14 protein-coding genes and 3 pseudogenes are annotated in these 19,232 nt (G+C 72.8%); 7 read left to right on the forward strand and 10 right to left on the reverse strand.

Going from position 1 to position 19,232, the window contains the following annotated elements; genetic code table 11:
- Nucleotides 1–917: 917 nt before the first annotated feature.
- The 3 genes and pseudogenes from IPL61_38415 to IPL61_38425 all read left to right on the forward strand — a co-directional run bounded on the left by IPL61_38415 (nucleotide 918) and on the right by IPL61_38425 (nucleotide 3,544).
- The gene (locus IPL61_38415) at nucleotides 918–1,232 is read left to right on the forward strand and encodes a transposase (protein ID MBK9037061.1); all 315 of its coding nucleotides are present in this window, start codon (nucleotides 918–920) and stop codon (nucleotides 1,230–1,232) included.
- 124 nt (nucleotides 1,233–1,356) lie between these two features.
- Nucleotides 1,357–2,430, forward strand: a pseudogene (locus IPL61_38420) (virulence RhuM family protein).
- Between the two features lie 145 nt (nucleotides 2,431–2,575).
- Nucleotides 2,576–3,544, forward strand: coding sequence for a cytoplasmic protein (locus IPL61_38425; protein MBK9037062.1), 969 nt, complete (start codon nucleotides 2,576–2,578; stop codon nucleotides 3,542–3,544).
- Nucleotides 3,545–3,913: 369 nt separating this feature from the next.
- Here the strand turns inward: IPL61_38425 and IPL61_38430 are convergent, their stop codons facing one another.
- From IPL61_38430 to IPL61_38440, 3 genes are all read right to left on the reverse strand, one after another.
- Nucleotides 3,914–4,414, reverse strand: coding sequence for an extensin family protein (locus tag IPL61_38430; protein MBK9037063.1), 501 nt, complete (start codon nucleotides 4,412–4,414; stop codon nucleotides 3,914–3,916).
- Nucleotides 4,415–4,934: 520 nt separating this feature from the next.
- Nucleotides 4,935–5,591, reverse strand: a complete 657-nt coding sequence (locus IPL61_38435) for a hypothetical protein (GenBank protein ID MBK9037064.1) — start codon at nucleotides 5,589–5,591, stop codon at nucleotides 4,935–4,937.
- 507 nt (nucleotides 5,592–6,098) lie between these two features.
- The gene (locus tag IPL61_38440) at nucleotides 6,099–7,658 is read right to left on the reverse strand and encodes a hypothetical protein (protein ID MBK9037065.1); all 1,560 of its coding nucleotides are present in this window, start codon (nucleotides 7,656–7,658) and stop codon (nucleotides 6,099–6,101) included.
- A gap of 335 nt (nucleotides 7,659–7,993) precedes the next feature.
- Between IPL61_38440 and IPL61_38445 the strand changes: the two genes are divergently transcribed.
- The gene (locus tag IPL61_38445) at nucleotides 7,994–8,170 is read left to right on the forward strand and encodes a hypothetical protein (protein MBK9037066.1); all 177 of its coding nucleotides are present in this window, start codon (nucleotides 7,994–7,996) and stop codon (nucleotides 8,168–8,170) included.
- 528 nt (nucleotides 8,171–8,698) lie between these two features.
- Here the strand turns inward: IPL61_38445 and IPL61_38450 are convergent.
- The 6 genes from IPL61_38450 to IPL61_38475 form a co-directional block, all read right to left on the reverse strand.
- Complete coding sequence (locus IPL61_38450; protein ID MBK9037067.1) at nucleotides 8,699–9,154, reverse strand: hypothetical protein; 456 nt, start codon at nucleotides 9,152–9,154, stop codon at nucleotides 8,699–8,701.
- A 1,107-nt stretch (nucleotides 9,155–10,261) separates the two neighbouring features.
- Nucleotides 10,262–11,074 carry an SDR family NAD(P)-dependent oxidoreductase gene (locus IPL61_38455; protein MBK9037068.1) on the reverse strand — a complete coding sequence of 271 codons (813 nt, stop codon included), beginning with the start codon at nucleotides 11,072–11,074 and terminating at the stop codon, nucleotides 10,262–10,264.
- A gap of 26 nt (nucleotides 11,075–11,100) precedes the next feature.
- Nucleotides 11,101–11,778: a response regulator gene (locus IPL61_38460; GenBank protein ID MBK9037069.1), complete on the reverse strand. Its 678-nt coding sequence runs from the start codon at nucleotides 11,776–11,778 to the stop codon at nucleotides 11,101–11,103.
- Nucleotides 11,779–11,790: 12 nt separating this feature from the next.
- On the reverse strand, nucleotides 11,791–12,597 hold the full coding sequence (locus IPL61_38465) for a PAS domain-containing protein (GenBank protein ID MBK9037070.1): 807 nt from the start codon (nucleotides 12,595–12,597) through the stop codon (nucleotides 11,791–11,793).
- An 800-nt stretch (nucleotides 12,598–13,397) separates the two neighbouring features.
- Nucleotides 13,398–13,598, reverse strand: coding sequence for a CBS domain-containing protein (locus IPL61_38470; GenBank protein MBK9037071.1), 201 nt, complete (start codon nucleotides 13,596–13,598; stop codon nucleotides 13,398–13,400).
- Nucleotides 13,595–13,999 carry a CBS domain-containing protein gene (locus IPL61_38475; GenBank protein ID MBK9037072.1) on the reverse strand — a complete coding sequence of 135 codons (405 nt, stop codon included), beginning with the start codon at nucleotides 13,997–13,999 and terminating at the stop codon, nucleotides 13,595–13,597. The genes IPL61_38470 and IPL61_38475 overlap by 4 nt, the downstream gene beginning before the upstream one ends.
- Here IPL61_38475 and IPL61_38480 point away from each other — a divergent pair.
- From IPL61_38480 to IPL61_38490, 3 genes and pseudogenes are all read left to right on the forward strand, one after another.
- Nucleotides 13,990–14,430 (forward strand): metalloregulator ArsR/SmtB family transcription factor, encoded by a 441-nt coding sequence (locus IPL61_38480; GenBank protein ID MBK9037073.1) that lies wholly within the window; start codon nucleotides 13,990–13,992, stop codon nucleotides 14,428–14,430. The genes IPL61_38475 and IPL61_38480 overlap by 10 nt on opposite strands.
- A pseudogene (gene arsB / locus IPL61_38485) lies at nucleotides 14,373–15,419 on the forward strand (ACR3 family arsenite efflux transporter). Before IPL61_38480 ends, arsB begins: the two are co-directional and overlap by 58 nt.
- Nucleotides 15,420–15,886: 467 nt before the next feature.
- Nucleotides 15,887–16,334, forward strand: a pseudogene (locus IPL61_38490) (VOC family protein).
- 708 nt (nucleotides 16,335–17,042) lie between these two features.
- Here IPL61_38490 and IPL61_38495 read toward each other — a convergent pair.
- Entirely contained in the window at nucleotides 17,043–17,639 is a 597-nt protein-coding gene (locus tag IPL61_38495; GenBank protein ID MBK9037074.1) for a hypothetical protein, read from the reverse strand.
- Nucleotides 17,640–19,232: the final 1,593 nt, after the last annotated feature.

Here is a 19,232-nt window from a genome sequence, read left to right on the forward strand (position 1 = left end):
TCGGCGTGTTGATGGCCGCTCGAGTTCGTTGCGTTCTGACCCTCGACGTCGATCGGCCGGATAGTCGCGGCACCGAGGATCGTGCCGTTACGATTCAGGTCAGCGGGACGCCGAAAAAGATCGAGGGCCTCGGATTAGCCGTCCGAGACCCTCAGCTGATGGACGCCGGCTTTGAGTACACGATGCTCGACGCCGGCGCCCTGAGCAACTTCTCGTCCTCGCACCAGGATGCGATGGACACCAGCGACGGGATTCGCGTCGAGAGATGCGCACGCGTGCAGTGCCGATCTTGTTCGGGGGTGTGCCGCCCTTGCTACCGAGGGCAGTGGTACTGCGGCCCGCCCTGCAAGACCGCGGCGCGGACGGAGTCGAAGCGGCGGGCGCGAGCCTGTCACCAGCGGTCGCCCGAGGTGGCCTGGAACAGGGATCAGGCTCAGGTTCATGCCAAGCCCCGGCGCCCCGATCACTGGATCCTGTGACGGTCAAGATGGCGGAGATGATCGACACGGAGGTGGAGGCGCGGGTGGGGCCGAACGCGACGTTTGAAGAGCGGGAGGATGCGGCGGCCGCGATCGCGGTGAGCTGGCCGTGGTGTGCCCGCGCAACGCGTCGCCTCGGGTGTAGGCGGTGCTTCAATGGGGCCGCCGCTCGAGGGCGGCGGAGAGGTTCGCCCCTCGGAGATGCCCGCGATCGTGCCGGCGCTTCAATGGGGCCGCCGCTCGAGGGCGGCGGAGAGCCGAGCCTCGACGACACCGAGGACGCACTTCGCGCTTCAATGGGGCCGCCGCTCGAGGGCGGCGGAGAGCTACTACCGACGGGTCATCGATGCGCAGAACCACATGCTTCAATGGGGCCGCCTGAGCCTCCCCGATTTCGTGGACACCCATCATCCCCCAAACTCCGTCATGATGAACGAGGTGTCCATGAGCCCCAAGAAGCAGAAGCGCCCGCGGCGCAATTTCACGCCCGAGTTCAAGGCCGAGGCGGTGCGCATCGTGCGCACCTCGGGCAAGAGCGTGCACGTGGTCGCGCGCGAGCTCGACCTGACCGAGACCTGCCTGCGGGCCTGGGTGCAACAGGCCCAGGTCGACGCGAAGAAGGACCCACAGGGAGCCCTGACCACCGACGAGCGCGCCGAGCTGGTGCGGCTGCGGCGTGAGCTACGCACGGTCGAGATGGAACGCGACTTCCTAAAAAAAGCGGCGGCGTACTTCGCGAAGGGGCAGTCGTGAAGTGTGCAGCCACCATCACCGCGGGCGCCGCCGAGTTCGCCGTCGCCTTCATCTGCCGCGTGCTCGGCGTGGCACCGTCGGGCTACTACGCCTGGCGACGTCGGCCGCTGTCGGGGCACCTGCCATGACCCGCAAGAAGCCCCCACCCCGGCCCGCCCTCGTGCGCTCCTCGGCAGCCGAGTACCTGACCTTCGTGGCGGCCAGCGGCACGGGCGGCGTCGAGGCGGTCTACGCCGACGAGAACGTGTGGCTCAGCCAGAAGATGATGGCGCAGCTCTACGACGTCGAGGTCCCGACCATCAACTACCACCTGAAGAAGGTCTTCGAGGACGGCGAGCTCGAGGAGGGGGCAGTCCTTCGAAGTTTTCGAATAGCTGCCGCCGACGGCAAGGGCTACGACACCAAGCACTACAACCTGAGCGCCATCATCGCGGTGGGCTACAAGGTCAACTCCGAGCGCGCGGTGCAGTTCCGCAGTGGGCCACGCGCGTCGCCTTTGAGTTCACCATCAAGGGCTTCGCGATGGACGACGAGCGCCTCAAGCGCGGCGGCTCGGTCCTGAGCGACAAGTACTTCGAGGAGCAGCTCCAGCGGGTCCGCGAGATCCGGATGTCGGAGCGCAAGTTCTACCAGAAGACCACCGACATCTACGCGACCGCCGTCGACTACGACGTGACGGCGCAGACCACCAAGCGCTTCTTCGCGACGGTGCAGAACAAGCTGCACTGGGCCATCCACGGGCAGACCGCCGCCGAGGTCATCGTCGACCGAGCCGCCGCGACCAAGGAGCATATGGGGCTGCACACCTGGACCGACGCGCCCCACGGAAAGATCCAGAAGTTCGACGCAGTCGTGGCCAAGAACTACCTGACCGAGCCGGAGCTCGCGCAGCTCTCACGGCTGGTGAACGCCTACCTCGACGTCGCCGAGGACATGGCGCTGCGCAAGCTCCCCATGACCATGCAGGACTGGGAGACGCGGCTGAACCGGTTCCTGGACGCGACCGACCACGCGGTGCTCGCGGACGCCGGCAAGGTGACCGCCGAGATCGCCAAGGCGCACGCCGAGCGAGTTCGAGAAGTACCGCATCGTGCAAGACCGCCTGTTCGAGAGCGACTTCGACCGCGTCGTGGCCCAGACCAAGCGGCTCAGCGAGGGCACGGCGAAGGAGACGCCTCGCAAGGGCAAGAAGCCATGACGCGGGCGCTCCAGGCCGACGACGCCGCCGCCCTCGTCGAGCTCGAGGCCGCCGCGCGCCTGCGGAAGGTGTCCTCCCGGCCGACGCCCACGTCATCGGGGAACCCGTCACGGTCACGCGCGTCCGCGACCCTGGGCTCGCGCGCGTGGGCCTCCTGGCGACCTGCCAGCGCGGTGGCCTAACGTACGAGCTGAGCCTCGCGGACGTGATGTTTCCGGCGGCGAGCGCCGGCGCTGCGCTCGTCGCGCGCTATCGCACCTGGCTCGGCCGGGCGCCGCTCGTGGCGCCGGAGGGCGAGGGTGCCCGCCCGCACAAGATCGCAGGTGACGACATCGTGGTCGGCAAGCCCGTCGACCTGGTCGTGCTCGCGTGCAAGTCGAACGCGCTGCGCTGCCGCCTCCTCGGTTCCGCCCGCGAGGTCACGCTCCGCACGGCGGTGCGCGACGAGATCGCTGGGTCGATCATCACCGTGACGCCGAGGAAGCAGTGGACACACGCGCGGCATCCGTACCTCTCCGGCGACGTGTCGGCCGTGCGGATCGACGCAGCCGTGCTCGGACTCGTGCCGCTCGCGCTGCACCGCGAGGGGGCCCCGCCCGACGCCGTAGGTCGCGACGCGGCCGCAGGCGAGCGCCCGGTGTACCGGCTGGCGCAGGTCGCGCCGCCGAGCGACGACCCGGGCGCGGAGCTCCTCCTCGAGGCGCAGGACCGCATCGATGCGCGTGACTACGCCGAGGCGGACGAGCTGCTGCGCAAGGTGCTCGCGCTCGACCTGCGCCACCTTGACGCGCACGCGTTGCTCGGGGAGCGCAACCTCTCGACCTGGCCCACGCTCGCCCTCCACCACTTCGGGCTGGGCGTCGCCATCGGCTCGCTCACTGTGGGCGAGGATTTCGACGGCGTGCTGCCGTGGGGCCTCGTCGAGAACCGCTGCTTCCTCCGCTGTCTGCATGGGCTCGCGCGTGCGTGCCTGCGCTGCGACCGGCGCGAAGCCGCAGCGGCGGCCTTGCGACGGCTCCTTCGCCTCGATCCGGCGGACCCCCTCAGTGCGCGCGCGTGGCTTGCCGCCGTCGAGGCGGGTCAGACGTGGCGCGAGCTGGAGACGGCGCGGTGAGCGAGTGCCAGTGCGACGAGGTCGTCGCGCTCGATCGCCCGCTGCGGCCCATGCTCCACCCCACCCTGGGCCTCCACCTCGACGGCGCGACGCTCACCGCCGTCGACGACCACGGCGGCCTCGGCACGCCTGCCTGGGGGCCGACCGCGCTCCTGCGCGACCTGGACCTGCGGCTGGCCCTCTCGGGCCCTGCCCCGATGGGGCAGGGGACGGCGACGAACCCTCTCGAAACTCAGATTCAGAATCAGAGCTTGTCAGTTTTTCGGTCGAGCACCGAGCCGCGCGCCGGGCGTCTCGCGTCTCGGAGGGGAGGCTCGTCGGGGCTTGCCCCCGCCGAGGGGAGGCCTGGCGACAGGCCTCCCTGGAAACTCAGTCGTCGTCGGGGCCGTGGTCCATCGGCGCGCGGCCGCGGATGAAGTCGGAGCCGGTGGTCAGGGCGACGTGGAAGTGATCGCGGTGCGCCGAGTTGTAGTTGGGCGTGAGCACGATGTTCCAGACGTCGTCGCCCTTGAGCGCGCAGATCAGCTTGTGCAGCCAGTCGTCCTTGGCGTCCTCGGTGGTCGCGGCGCAGGTGGGCTCGGTCGAGGGATCGATGACCCAGTCGGTCTCGACGGTGTAGGTCGTGTCGTCGGCGTGGACGAACCGCGCCAGGTCGATGGCCTTGGCGTACGCGTGCTGCGACATGCCGCTGGGGCAGTCGGGCGGCGTGCCGGTGCCGATGCAGCGGTAGTTGTAGACGCCGATGTCCTGGACCTCGACGATGCCGCGGCTGCGCCAGTGCGGCGCGGCCTCGACCAGCGAGCGCGCCAGCGTGCAGTCCATGAAGAACCGCGCCCGGGGCGCGCTGTTGCCGAGGTACCGGTACACCATGCCGTTGATCGGCGTCGTGACCGTGACCGGATCGGCGACGCCCTGGTTGGCGGGGCCGACCGTGCAGGCGACGCCGTAGTGATCGAGCCAGGCGCGGCAGCTCGCCAGCTCCGGGATCGTCGACCATGACGTCGATCGTCGCGGTCGCCAGGGTGGCGCCGACGGCGTCCTTGGCGGTGGCGGTGAGCGTGGTCGTGCCCAGCTCGGTCAGGTAGCCGTCGAGCGCGCCGGTCGCGTCGGCGGCGCCGAGCGCGCGGTCGTCGGCGGTGACCTCGACGGTCGCGACGTCGCCGGTGATCGCGAGCTGCACCGCCAGCGGCGCCGCGACCCAGCCGTCGGTCGGCTCGAGCATGTCGCGCACCAGCGTCGCGCCGGCCGCCGGCTCGGTGAACGCCAGGGTCACCGGCGTCGGAACGTCGTCGTCATCACCGCCGCCACCGCACCCGAGGATCGACACGGTCAGGAACATGGCGAGGGGAGCGCGCATCGGCGCCATTGAAACCACCCGAGCCGTGCCGCGTCAAGTCGAAAAGGGTTCGACCGTCGAACAGGTGTGTATGCAATCGGGATCATAGGAAGCTTTAACCGATTCCGGCTCCGGCTCCGGCCCGGTCCGGCTTCCGGCTCCGGCTCGCTCGGGTTCCGGCTCCGGCTCCGGCTCCGGCTCCGGGTCCGGGTCCGGCTCCGGCTCCGGCTCCGGGGCCGGCTCGGGCTCCGGCTCGGGGTCCGGCTCGCGGCGCCCGGGCTCCGGCTCCGGTGACCCGATCGGCTGCAACCGTCGGGTAGCAAGGTCGTTACTCGGGGTGAGCACGATCGCGTCCGGTTCGAGCGCAAGGTGTCGCGCATGAAGCAAACGCTCGCGCTCGTCACGGTGCTGGCACCTGGGCTGGCGCTCGCCCAGCCGTTCGATGACCAGCCGATGGCCGACCCGCCGGTCGAGGCCGAGCCGCCGCCGGTCGACCCCGCGCCCGAGGTCGCGCCGCCGCCCGCCGACGGGTCGAGCGTCAAGGTCAGCTACGACAAGGGCCTCACGTTCGAGACCGCTGACGACAGCTACGAGCTCAAGATCGGCATCCGGACCCAGTTCCGGTTCGAGACCGTGCGCAAGGACGACGGCGACGTCGAGTTCGAGAGCCGGTTCTTGGTGCCGCGGCTGCGCCTGCAGCTCGAGGGGCACGCGTTCGGCAAGCCCAACGCGTACAAGGTCGAGTTCGACATGGCCAACAAAGGGCTACGCGGTGCCTGGGGACTTCTACGTCGAGCACGCGTTCGCCAAGGACCTGCGCCTGCGCGCCGGCCAGTGGAAGAAGCCGTTCAACCGCGCCGAGATCGTCAGCGACTTCGGCAGCGAGTTCCTCGAGCGGTCGCTCGAGAACGAGTTCTCCGGCGCCGGCCGCGACCTCGGCGTCGCGGTGCACAACAACTACGAGAAGTCGCCCGATGGCCTCGAGTGGGCGGTCGGCATCTTCAACGCGTCGGGCGACAAGCCGGGCGGCGGCGTGACCTGCGAGCCGGGCCCGTTGCCGACCGACCCGCCGGACTGCAGCTCGAGCCTGCCGAGCAACGTGCCGACCGACTTCGGCCCGACGCTGGTGGCCCGCGCCGGCTGGAACTCCGGCGGCATCAAGGGCTACAGCGAGGGCGATCTCGAGGGCGGGCCGCTGCGGTACGCCGTCGGCGTCAGCTACCGCGTCAACCCGCGCGACTTCGACAAGGACGCGATGGACAACCTGATGATCCAGCACGTGGTCGCGCTCGACGCGATGGTCAAGGTCGAGGGCCTCGGCATCTCGGGCGCGGTCGCGCTCAAGAAGGACGGCGAGGGTGACGCCGAGATCGCCTTCACGGCCAGGTCGGCTACATGCTCATGCCCAAGCAGTCCTCGGCGCGGTCCGGTTCGCCCAGGTGCCCGAGGGCGACGAGTATAAGCAGGAGCCCTCGGCGGCGTCGACTGGTTCTTCCACGGCCACAGCCTCGTGGGATGCGCGACGCGGGCGTCATCCACACCACCGCCCCGGAGCGGCGGCACCGCGACGACCGACCTGCAGGTCCGGTCGCAGATCCAGATGGTCCTCTCACCCGATCCGCGGGCTGACGTCGGGTCAGGCGGGCGGCGGGGAACGCGCCGCGGGCCGCGGACGCCGTAGATGGCGGTCGCTCGACGTGACGATCGACCAGAGTGGCGGTGCCGACGCGGTCGTGCGGCGGGGGCAGGCGCACTGACATCCAGGCCCGCGTCCGGGTCCACCACGACGGCCGCGGTGGCGGGGGCGTCGGGGCCGCGGTCGGCCGCGGCGATCACCAGGACCTCGGCGCGGTCGCGCGTGAGCTTGATGCGGACGAACTCGGCGTAGTCGACGACGCGCGCGGCGCCGTCGGCCCGCTGCCGTGGCCGTTCCACTGCAAGCACAAGAGCAGGTACCAGCCGAACACCAGGCACGTGAAGTAGGCGCCAGTATGCGGTCAGAGCAGCGCCAGCGCTGGCGGCGGCGCAGGTCTGCCCCGGCGGGCATGGCGACGATCGGACCACGACGGCGCCGAGGAGCACCACGGCCAGCGCGAGCAGCCCGAACCGACGTCGCCACACCCGCCGGCCCAGGATCCACCTCGCCACGGGCGTGACCAGCCGGTAGAAGACGACCACGCCGATCATGGCGACGTGCCAGCCGCCGGCGGCGATCACGCGCGTCCACGCGTACGGCAACCACACGATCAACGCCCGCGACCAGCGCCGAGCGTGAAGGCGACGCGCGCCCCACGGCGCCGGCTGGGCCAGCGGCGGCGTCGCGTCGGTGCGCCCGACGGTCCGCGGCGCCGGCGCGACGGCGGCGCCGAGCGCCATCATCCCCATCAGCACCAGGCCGACCACCACGTACAGCGGCAGGAACCCGTCGGCGGCGGCGCGCAGGCCGCACGACGTGTACCCGACGTAGAGCAGGCCGCCCCAGATGGCGACGACGGCGAGCCACACCGGGCCAGTCAGCACCGCGACCTCGACGTTGTCGCGGTTGGCGCCCAGCAGCGCGGTCAGGCCGCGCACCCAGCCGCGTCGCACGCCGCGGCGCAGCCACGCCTGGTAGCGGGCTCGACGCGACGCGCGCCCTCGTCGGGTGCGTCGGCGGCGCTCGATCAGCGCGTCGCCGAGCGCGGGCGGGCGCGGGCCGTGGCGCAACCAGCGCGTGAGGAGGCGCGCACCGATGATGGCGCTGATGCCGACGACCGTGGCGACCATCGCGGCGAGCACGACCAGGAAGTGCGTGCGCGCCCCGCTCGGGTCGGCCGACAGGGTCGAGCAGCGGCACGTCGAGCACGTTGACCGGCTCATCGCCGCGCCGACCGGCCAGGTAGGTGAGGCCGAAGCACAGGAGCGCGACCGCGGTGCCGGCGAGCCCGACCGCCCCGCCCTGGAACCCGGCAATCGGCCGCATCAGGCGCCCGCCGATCGCTTGCACGGAGGCCGCGGCCGGTGGCCACTACCGCCGCGGCGCGGTCCCGCCGAGCCGGACCTGCCCCGGGTGATGGAACGCGCCGCCGAGGCCCGAGACCACCGACGCGTAGCGGGGCTGCTCGGGCGTCTCGTTGGGCGCCGCGGCCCGGTTGCTGGCCGCGGGGTTGCTCGCCGCGACCGACTCGCTCGCGGTCGCGCTCGTCGGCGCGCTCGGCGCGGCGTCGATCGCGACCAGGCCGACCTGGACCGCCAGCGCCGCCGCGGCGTCGTCGGCCTCGACCCGGCCCTCGACGTCCTTGCCCCAGTAGCGCTCGTAGACGTGGGCGTCGCCGGACAGATCGAGCCGCAGCTCGGTGTCGCCGAGGAGCCGCCCTCGCGCAGGAACGGCTGTGCGTGCGCCGGGCCCAGGCCGACCTGTTCGAACACCGCGGCTAGCTCGGCGGCGGCGTGCGACGGGCCGTGATAGACGACCGCCGGGCGCGACGTCACGACGATGCGCGCGGGCCGATCGGTCGTCGACGCCGTCGACTTTCGGCCAGCTCGCGGAAGTACGCCGCCTGACGCGCGTCGACGCCGCGGAACCCGACGTCGAGCCCCCAGAGCTGCCAGCCGAACGCCAGATCGAGCGCGAAGTACGACGCGCCGCTGGCGCTGGTAGCCGGGCAAGGTGACCAACGGCGGCTGCGGCGGGTGCGCCTGCGGCGGCTGCGGTGGGTGCGGCTGCGGCTGCGGCGGGTGCGCCTGCGGCGGCGGGGCCCGGAACATCTGGACGTGCCCGGCGAGCGAGTTGTAGTAGTCGTGGTTGCCCGGGATGGCGACGAGCGGCACGTCCTGGGTCACCGCGACGCCCGCCGCCCGCAGATCCTGGCGCGCCCAGGCGAACGGCGCCCGCATCCGGCGCCGCAGCGTGTCGGCGTCGGACACCGGTAGGCGGTGTCGCCGCCGATCACCAGCACCTGGCCGCGCGGCAGCGTCACGCTCGGTCGCCGGGCCGGCCGCTCGCCGGGCGGCGCAGCGTCCGCCCGGTCATCCGCCGGCGTGTACACGTCGAGCGTCGGGCGCTGCAGCAGGTGCGCGAGGCGGTAGACCAGCAGCGGCGAGTCGCCAGTGTCGGCCAGGAAGTCGAGCCAGACGCAGTCGGCGCCGTCGACCGGGGCGATCTTGATCGGTGGGCCGGGCTCCATCCAGTCGCGCACGTCGGCCTCGGTCAGGCCCGAGGCGATCATGTCGCGCAGCGAGGCGGTCAGCTGGGTGCCGAGCAGCCACGCGGTCGGCAGCTCCCAGTCGCGCACCGACGTCGGTCGGCAGGTCCTCGGGCAGCGCCTCTCGTCTCCGTCACGATCACCCGGATCGCGCCTGCCGCATCATCGCCCCACTTCTCGGGTCGCAATTTCGAGCGCGGGCGACCGCTCAGCCGGTGACGCGGCCGAACAGCACCGTCGTCGGCATGAGCCAGGGGCTGTCGAGGCCGATCCAGCCGTAGTGCGTGACCACGCCGTGGGCGTCGGTCACGAAACAGCATCGTGCCGATCCCGAACCCGCCGTCCTCGTCGGAGGCCCGGCGATCGTCGCCGTGGCCGCCGCGGGTCGAGTCGGCGATCCGGACCGCGAACGCCCCGGGCCAGCCCGGCAGCGCCACCGGCGGCCCGACGATGACGCCGACGTGCCCGGTGATCTTCGACGTCGACACCGGCGAGCGCAGGAACGCGAACAGATCGCCCGGGCGCGCGTCGGCCACGTGGGCGAGGCGCTGCCAGCCGCCGCGGCTCGTGCCGACCGGGGCGCGGGCGATCGCGCGGTAGTAGTCGCGGGCGACCGGGCGGGCGCTGGCGATCGCGGCCCGGCCCGTGGCGCGCTGCGCTTGAGCAGCCACGTCGTCATGCCCGAGCAGTCCCAGCGGTAGGTGCCGGCGCGCTCGTCGACCTGGGTGCGCGCCTGGTAGGTCGAGTCGGTGAGCGTGGCCTCGATCCGCGCGAGCCGCGCCAGCACGCGCCCGCCCGCGCGCGAGCCCGCGTCGGCGGGATCCAGGCTCTGGCGCACCGCGACGGCGCCGCGATCGAAGGGGCGGACCTCGCCGATCGCGGCCGGGTCGGCGCGGCCGGGCGTGGGCCGGGCGGCGCAGGCGAGCAGGACGACGGCGGCCAGGCCCAGGTAGCGCATCGCCCTCGAGCGTACGGCATGGCCGCCGCCGTTCAAGGCCGGACACGTCAGGGCCCGCGCGTGAACAAGTCGATCGAGGATCGCGGACGAGGCGCCCGGATGGCAAGGCGACGGCGAGGACCGGAGGGGAGCGTCCTCGTTGGACGTGACCCGAGGACCGGAGCCGGCAACGCAGCCAGCCGGGATGGATCGGCCGCGAGACCGACCGAGTTGTTCACGCGCGGGCCCTAGGGTCCGTGTCAGGTGCTGGCGGGCAGCCGGGGCCGGCCCATCGACCGGGCGGCGATCCAGACGATCATGCGGCGCGGCACGAACCGCAGCGTCCACATGCCGATCTTGTTGGGCACGCCGGCGACGACGTTGCGGCGCCAGCCGAGCAGCGCGCGCAGGCCGATCGCGGCGCAGCGATCGGCGCTCATGAACGCGAACGCCCTCATCCAGCCGGGGACGGTCTGGCCCGCGACCAGGTGGAACTCGGTGACGGTCCCGCCCGGGCACAGGCAACACACCCGCACGCCGCGCGGGGCCAGCTCGTGGGCGATCGCCTCGGTGAAGTCGCGGACGTAGGCCTTGCCGGCGGAGTAGGTGGCGTAGGTCGGGGCCGGCGTGTACGCGCCGATCGAGGCGACGTTGAGGATGTGCCCGCGCCCGCGCGCGGCCATCGCCTGCCCGAACCGGTGCGACAGCTCGGTCAGCGTGACGATGTTGAGCTGGAGCTGCTGCGCGACCCGGCCCCAGGCCTGCTCGACGAAGTACTGGTGCTCGCCGAAGCCGGCGTTATTGACGAGCACGTCGACGGGGTGGCCGGCGTCCTCGGTGCGCGCGAACAGCGCCGCGGCCGCGGTCGGGGTCGCCAGGTCGAGCGCGATCACCGTGACCTCGACCTGGTGGGCGGCCTTGACGGCCGCGGCCAGGGCCTCGAGCTCGGCCTCGCGGCGGGCGACGACGATCAGGTTGGCGCCGCGGGCGGCGAGCTGACGCGCGAGCGCCGCGCCGATGCCGCTCGAAGCGCCGGTGACGAGGGCGGTCTTGCCGCGGAGGTCGGTGGCCATGGCGCGAGGCTACACCTCGCCGGGGCTCAGCCGGGCGGCGGCGTCGCGATGAGCCGCGCGAGCGTCGCCACCAGCTCGTCGACCGAGAACGGCTTGGGCAGCACGTTGACGTCGGCGCGATCGACGAACGCGCGCGTGCGCGGCGACACCGCGCCGCCGGTGATGAACACCATCCGCGTCGCCAGCGCCGGGCGCCGCCGGGTCAGCTCGTCGTGGACGGCGACGCCGTCGCGGCCCGGCATCATCAGGTCGCAGACGATCGCGTCGAACTCGGCCGCGAGCGCGTGGTCGATCCCGGCCTGCCCCCCGCTGGCCTCGACCACGGCGAAGCCCTGGTCGGCGAGCATGTTGGCCACGACCCGCCGGACCACGGGCTCGTCGTCGATGATCAAGACCCGGTGGCGGGCGTCGGGCGCGGGGCCACCGTCGGCGGCGACCGGCGCGGCCGGCGGTGGCGCGGTCGGCGCCGCCGGACCCGCGACGAGCGTGACCGCGACCGGCGGCGCCGGCGGCAAGACCACCGCGAACGTCGTGCCGTGACCGAGCGTCGACTCGATGTCGATCCGACCGCGCATCGACGTCACGATGCTCTGGCACACCGACAGGCCGAGGCCGGTGCCCTCGCCGGGCGCCTTGGTCGTGAAGAACGGATCGAACAGTCGTGGCAACAGGTCGGGCGCGATCCCCGAGCCGTTGTCGACCACCTCGATCGCGGCCTAGCCGCTGGGCCGTCGCCGGGTCCGGACCACGATCGAGTTGGCGGAGGTCGGGCGCGCAGGCATCGCGTGGCTGGCGTTGACGATCAGGTTGATCAGCACCTGGCCCAGGCGCGACTCGTTGACCAGCACGGTCGGCGTGTCGGCGTCGTAGTCGGTGGTCACCGCGGCCTGGTGGCGGACGACCGACGACACCAGCCGGATCGCCGCGTCGGCCACCGTGCGCACGTCGACGCGCACCAGCTGCTCCTGCTCGGGCCGCGCGAACGCGCGCAGGTCGGCGACGACGTCGCGGATCCGGCCCAGGCCCTCGCGCACCTGCGCCAGCGACTCGAGCATGGCCGGCGTGAGGCTGGCGGTGTCACCCAGGCGCATGCGGATCAGGTCGACGTTGCCGAGCACGTAGGTGAGCGGGTTGTTGATCTCGTGGGCGACGCCGGCCGCGAGCGTGCCGGCCGCGATCAGGCGATCGGCCAAGCGCAGGCGGGCGTCGACGAGCCGCTGCTCGCTCAGATCGGCCAGGGTGCCGAACATCTGGAAGGTGCGGCCGCCGGCGCCCGGCACCGCGCGCCCCTTGGTCTGGACCCAGCTGAGCTCGCCGGTCGGACGCACCAGCCGGTACTCCATCTGGCACGGCGCGCCGCGCGCGATCGCGTCGGTCATCGTCGCCGCGACCCGGGCGCGATCGTCTGGGTGGATCCGCTCGGTCCAGATCGCGGTCTCGATCTCGACGTCGCCGGGCAGCCGAGGATCTGCCCGAGGCCCTCGGAGATCCAGACCCGGCGCGTGTCCGGATCCCAGCGCCACAGGCCGACCCGCCCGGCGTCGAGCGCCAGGCCCAGCCAGGCCTCACGCTCGCGCAGCTCGCTGGCCGCGCGCTCGGTCTCCGCCAGCTGCCGGGCGAGCGCCTGGTTCTGGCTGGCGATCTCGGTCGCCTGCTGCTCGAGCTCGTCGAGCGCGGCGGCCGCGCCGGCGGCGAGGCGCAGGACCCGGCGGGCCCGGGACAGCAGGCCGCGCTCGCGCGGCAGCACGAGGTCGTAGGTGGCGAGGTGGGGCGTCGCGGCGGGATCGATCGTGACCGTCGCCGGCGGCAGGTCGTGCAGGGTGGGCAGGTTGCGCAGGATCCCGGCGACGAACCGCAAGGTCGGCAGCGAGCCGGCCTGGCCCGGGTCGATCGCGACCGTGAAGCGGGCGCGGCCGTCGCGGCGCGGCTCGAACCGCGCGGTCATGACCATCAGGTGCCGGCCCAGGCCCCAGCGCGCGAACAGCGCGTAGACGTCGTGCAGCGACAGGAAGGTGTTGGCGATCCGGACGAACGGGTGGCCCGTCCGCGCGCCGGCCCCGGCCACGAACAGCCGCTCGAGCTCGGCCGGCCCGCACGCGGCCTCGACCCGGTCCATCATCTCGACCCAGGTGCTCCACGGCACCCGGCCCGCGCGGGCCCGCACCTGGGCGGTCGTGATCGGCAGCCGCGCCCACAGCGTCTCCGCGTCGAGGCCGCGCTGCTCGACCACGTCGAGCAACAGCGCCGCCGTCTGCGCACTGACCTCGTTCACCGCTCTCGACTGTATCGCCATCCGGGGCCGGGGCGCGACCGGAGGGGCCCGTCACTCGATCATCGCGACCGCGCGGGCGTCGAGCTCGGCCTCCTCGGCCAGGCGCCGCAGGACGTCGACGAAACTCACGATTCCGACCGGGACCCCGTCGGCGTCGACGATCGGCACCGCGCCGATGCGGTGGTCGACGATGTGGCGGGCGACCACCCCGAGCTCGTCGTCGGGGTTCGCCGTGACCGGCGCTGGGGTCACGCGATCGTGGCGACCGGCGCGTCGAGCGCCGGGGCCGGCGCGCCGGCGTCGTTGCCGATCATCGGGCCGCGCAGATCGCGATCGCTGACGATCCCGACCAGGCGGCCGGTCTGGTCGACCAACGGCAGGTGCCGGAGGCCGCGGGCCACCATCAGCGCGGCGGCGGCGCCGGCGGTCGCCGTGGTCAGGATGGTCGCGGGCTGCGGGGTCATGATGTGGGCGATGCGGGTCATGGCGGCGACCCCACTGTCGCGCTCGCCGCGCGGCGGCGCAAGCCGTCCGAGGGCCCGGCCCGGCCCGGTCGCGCGCCGCGGCCGGCGGGGGTTGACGGCGGTGGCGGGGCGGGATCCGTCGGCTTGACGACCGACTGATATGGAGATATGTAAATATGATGTTGTCATCGGTCGAGGCCGCGGATCTGCGCCCGTACTCGCGCGCCTTCCGGGCGCTGGGCGACGAGACCCGGCTCCGGATCGTCGCGCTGCTCAGCCACGGCGAGCTGTGCGTCTGCCACGTCGAGCAGGCGCTCGGGCTCTCCCAGCCGACCGTGTCGCGCAGCATGGGCATCCTGCGCGCGGCCGGGCTGGTCGACGGTCGCCGCGACGGCAGCTGGGTCTACCGGCTGGTGCCCCAGGCCGTGCCGGCGCTGCAGGCCGTGATCGACGGGCTCGCCGAGGTGTTCGCCACGCCCCGGGTGCTGCAACGACCTCGTGCGCCTGAAGAAGGCGTGCGGCCCCGACGCCTGCCGCTGACCGCGCCGCGATCGGATCCACCATGGCCGCCGCCGACGTTGGGCTCGCGCACAAGCTGTCGTTCCTCGACCGCTACCTGACGCTCTGGATCTTCCTGGCGATGGGCCTCGGCGTCGGGCTCGGGTCGGCCGCGCCCGGGGTCACCGCCGGGCTCCAGCGGCTCAGCGTCGGCGCGACGTCGGTGCCGATCGCGATCGGGCTCATCCTGATGATGTTCCCGCCGCTGGCCAAGGTCCGCTACGAGGAGCTGGGCAAGGTGTTCCGCAACAAGCGGGTGCTGACGCTGTCGCTGGTCCAGAACTGGGTCATCGGCCCGGTGCTCATGTTCGCCCTGGCGGTGCTGTTCCTGCGCGATCACCCCGCCTACATGCTCGGCCTGGTCTTGATCGGCCTCGCGCGCTGCATCGCGATGGTGCTCGTCTGGAACGAGCTCGCGCACGGCGACCCCGAGTACTGCGCCGGGCTGGTCGCCCTCAACTCGATCTTCCAGGTGCTGTTCTTCTCGGTCTACGCGTACGTGTTCGCGACCGTGCTCCCCGGGATGGCTGGGGCTCGAGACCGTCGCGGTCAGATCACGATCGGCCAGATCGCGCGCAGCGTCGCGATCTACCTCGGCATCCCGTTCGCGGCCGGCTTCCTGACCCGGCGGGCGCTGGTCCGGGCCCGCGGGCGGGCGTGGTACGAGGCCGAGTTCCTGCCGCGGATCGGGCCGATCACGCTGGTGGCGCTGTTGTTCACGATCGTCGTGATGTTCTCGCTGCAGGGCGAGGCCATCCTCGACCGCCCGCTCGACGTCGTGCGGATCGCGATCCCGCTGCTGATCTACTTCGTCGTGATGTTCGTGGCGTCGCTCGCGCTGAGCAAGCGCTTCGGCGCGACCTACCCCCAGGCCGCGACGCTGTCGTTCACCGCGGCGTCGAACAACTTCGAGCTGGCGATCGCGGTCGCGGTCGCGACGTTCGGCATCGACAGCGGCGCCGCGCTCGCCGCGGTCATCGGGCCGCTGGTCGAGGTGCCGGCCCTGATCGGCCTGGTCCACGTCGCGCTGTGGGCCCGCCGGCGCTACTTCACCCCGGACCAGTGCTCGACCGGAAAACGTGACAAGCCCGGAGGCCCCATGACGCTCGGTCCCGCGCGCATCCTGTTCCTGTGCGTGGCCAACTCGGCCCGCAGCCAGATGGCCGAGGCGCTCGCCCGGCAGCCCTGGGCGACCGCGCGATCGTCAGAGCGCCGGCAGCCGGCCGAGCCACGTCAACCCGTACGCGATCGAGGTCATGGCCGAGCTCGGCGCCGACCTGACGGCCCACGCGCTCGAAGTCGGTCGAGCACGATCGATCCGGCCTCCGGTCGACACGGTGATCACGCTGTCCGCGCCGAGGAGGTGTGCCCGGTCTTGCTCGGCGGCGCCCGACGCCTGCACTGGCCGATCGCCGATCCGGCCAGCGACGATCCGACGCGCTGTCGGGCGACGACCTGCGCGCGCGGTTCCGGGCCGCCCGCGATCAGCTGCGCGGGCGGATCGAGGTCCTGGCGGCGCTGCTCGACGTGCCGGCCGGGCCGCGGGCCACCGAGTTCCACGCCAGCGTGCGCGTGAAGGACCTCGCACGGAGCACGCGGTTCTACGCCTGGCTGCTCGGCGCCCCGCCGCGGACCTGGACCCACCGCTACGCGACCTTCGTCGTGCCCGAGCTGCGCACCAACTTCGTCGTCGTCGTCGCCGACGGCCACGACCTCCACCACGACACGCTCTACCACCTCGGCGTCGAGGTCGCCGATCGCGCCGCGGTCGTGCGCGCCCACGCGCTGGCCCTGGAGCTCGGCGCGGGCGTGACCAAGCCGCCGCGCACGACCTGGCGCGGCACGCCGCTGCACGAGCTGTGGCTGCGCGACCCCCGACGGCAACCTCGTCGGGATCTACGCCCGCCTGACCGACGCCAGGCTGGCCGCCGCGCCGCCCGACCTCGAGCCGACCGCGCTGACCTGAGCGCGGGCCGAGGCGCTTCGGCGCCGCTCCGAACCGACGCGCAGGTCAGCGGCGCGCCATGCGGTAGGCCGGGACGTGACATCGTCGACGGTGACGGCGGGCCGACCTCGGTGGGTTGCCACGACGGCCGCAGGATCCCGCTCGTGACGCCGCTGATCGAGCCCGGGGCCGCGCGCGCCCATCAGCGGGCGTCCGTGCTCGACCGCCCGCGCCTGGTCGGCCGCGCCGCGCTGCCGCGCGCGCGCGGTGCCCCCGAGGTGACGGGCGGGCGGCGCAGCGTCCGCGGTGGCAAGTCGGCGTTCGCGCCTCGGACGCGCTCGGGTGGGGACCCCTGGCGCTCGAGATGCTGACCTGACCTGGATGAGACCGCGGACTTCGGCGCACCCGCTGCGCCTGCCTGGCCGTGGCGACAGGGCGGCTGCGCGTCAGAACCCGACGTTGGCCCCGAGCCGGTACGCAGGTCGTTGATCAGCTTAGCCTCGCCGCGCTTGAGCATCGGACCGAGCCCTGAGCTAAGCGTCGTGGCCCCAGCCGTAGTAGCTGGCGCCCAGGGTCAGCTCTCACTGGCGACCAGATCGTCGACGGGCGTCGACGAGGGGCGAAGCGGGCGACGGCCTGCCAGGGTCGGCTTGATGCGTAGCCGGCCTGGGTAGGGAAGCCGATGTACGCCGCTCCTGATCCGAGCGGGTGGACGCTCAGTCTGGCGGGTCATCGCGCATAGCCGCCGGTCGACGAGAAGCCCTGGGCCTTGACGATGTAGTCGAGCCCGAACTTGTCGTTCGAGGTGGTGTCCTTGTCGAAGTTGGTCTCCGCCCCGAAGCTGGCGGCGGCCGGCGCAGCGGGCCGCCGTCGAGGTCGGCCTCGCTGTAGCCCGGCCAGCGCCGCCGGAGTTGGAGCCCGACGCGGCCGATGAACACCGGCTTGAACCTCGGCCGGGACGTTGGTGACGCTGATGATCGGCTCGTCGGCCGGCCCGGCCTTGACCTCGAACTGGGCGGCGTCGCCGGTCCCGTTCCAGACGCCGACGGTCCACTCGATCTCCGGCGACTCCTCGTAGCCGTTGGATGCGACGCCGATGTCGCGGCCGGCGCCGAAGATCTTGTCGGTGATCGAGCGATCGGTCAGCTCGAGCTTGCCGCTCGAGGTATTCTGCCAGCGCGAACGGGCGCTTCCACTGGCGGCGCGGAACCACAGGTCGCCGCTCAGGCGCGTCGACGAAGGAAGTCCTGGCGACGGGTTGCCCTGGGCGAAGTCGGGCTGGAACTTGTAGCGGAGGTCGTCGCCGTGGAGGTTGCCCTCGAGCACGATCCGGGCGCGGCGGATCTCGGGAACGCGCCCTTGACCTCCTTCTCACCGGTCGCGACCCGGGTCATGTAGAGGTACGGCTCGGCCCGGGCCTTGAGCTGAGCGAGAACGCACCGTCGTCGCTCTTGATGGAAGCCCTTGGCGGAGCCGGCGTTTGCCGGTGGCGCTTGGCCTGGGCCGGCGCCTCGTCCGGCGGCGGATCGTCGGGCGGCGGCTCGTCGGTCTCGGTCGTCGGGGCCGATCACCCCCGTCGGTCCGTGGACGGTGCCGCCGGATCTCGGTCCGTCCTCGTCGGTGGGCTGCGCGCGCGCGAAACGTCGCTCAGCGAGAGAAATGTGGCGGCGGTGAACAGTCCTGCAGAGGTGCGAGCTCATCGTGCCCGCAAGGGTACGGTTCGCGCGGGGCGCGCTGTTCGCGCGGGCCGGGTCGCGGCGGTTGCCCCGGTCGCGCCGGTCGCGTCGGTCGCCTGGCGGTCGGTCGCGTCGGTCGCGTCTGCGTGTCGGCGTACTTCGCTCGGTCGAGCATTGATCCGGGCGACGGAAGTCTCGCGTCGTGGAGACGCGGCTCGCGCGGCTCGTCGGAGCGCGGCCCGTCGGAGCGCGCGGCTCGTCGGCGCGCGCGGCCCGTCGGAGCGCGCGGGAGCTCTCGGGGCTCGGCCCGCGGGGCCCGTCGACGCTTGACCCTCGAGGTGCGGACCTGGGCCGGGCGAGGACCCGGACCTCCGGGTACCCCCTGCACCTGCCGTGGCAGGGTGAGGCCACGGACCTCGGCCCTGTAGCTGCCTCGTGCAGTCGAGACCACGGCGCACCATCGGACTGTTCTCGCAGTCGGCAAGCGGCGAGGTCCGTGGTCCCGCCCGGCCCAGGCAAGTACAAGGCACCGAGGTCCGTCTCGCCCGACCAGGCATGCGCAGGGATACGCAGAGGTCCGTGGTCTCGACTGCTCCAGGCAGGTGCAGAGGATCGGCCTTCGATGGCGGCGCTCGGTGCTCATATTTGATTATGGCATATATAGCAACGGACCCGGAATCGGTCAAGTCCCCGTCGAGGGTCCGGCCCAGAGAGGTTGGTAACCGCCTCGACGCCGTCGCACCGCTCGCGCAGGCGTCCGCCGCAGGCTCGCGCGGGCAACTGCTCTGCCGCTGCTCACGCCGCTCGCAGCAGGCGTCCGTTCAGTGTCGCCGACGCCGACGCCGTCGCCGTCGCCTGTCGCGCAGGCGTCTGGCCCCGACGCCGGACGTCGGGCCTGTGGGCCGCAGCGCGCGCTGGCGCCGTGCTCTGCCAGCGTGCTGGCGCTGCGTGGCGCGGCTGTCGCGCCGCCTGCGCCGCTTTCGCGCAGGCATCTGCCCCCTGACGCCGACGGCGACGCCGCCCGCGCAGGCGTCCGCCCCGGACAGCCGACGCCGACGTCGGGCTCGGGGCCGCAGCGCGCTGGCGCTGTGCTCGCGCGGCATCCTCCCGTCGCCGACGCCGACGCCGTCGCCGTCGCCCGCCTCGCGCAGGCGCGCCTGACGCCGACGTGTCGGGCTCGCGGGCTGCAGCGCGCGCTGGCGCTGTGCTCGCCAGCGTGCCAGTGCCGCGGCGCGGCGACGCC

The sequence above is a fragment of the Myxococcales bacterium genome (genome assembly GCA_016717005.1).
GTDB lineage: Bacteria > Myxococcota_A > Polyangia > Haliangiales > Haliangiaceae > UBA2376.

What these genes read in the sequence shown, in the direction of transcription:
- IPL61_38430 (MBK9037063.1), bottom strand. Translation starts at nt 4,414, where the DNA reads ATGGTGTACCGGTACCTCGGCAACAGCGCGCCCCGGGCGCGGTTCTTC.
- IPL61_38475 (MBK9037072.1), bottom strand. Translation starts at nt 13,999, where the DNA reads ATGACAACATCATATTTACATATCTCCATATCAGTCGGTCGTCAAGCC.
- IPL61_38480 (MBK9037073.1), top strand. Translation starts at nt 13,990, where the DNA reads ATGTTGTCATCGGTCGAGGCCGCGGATCTGCGCCCGTACTCGCGCGCC.
- IPL61_38455 (MBK9037068.1), bottom strand. Translation starts at nt 11,074, where the DNA reads ATGGCCACCGACCTCCGCGGCAAGACCGCCCTCGTCACCGGCGCTTCG.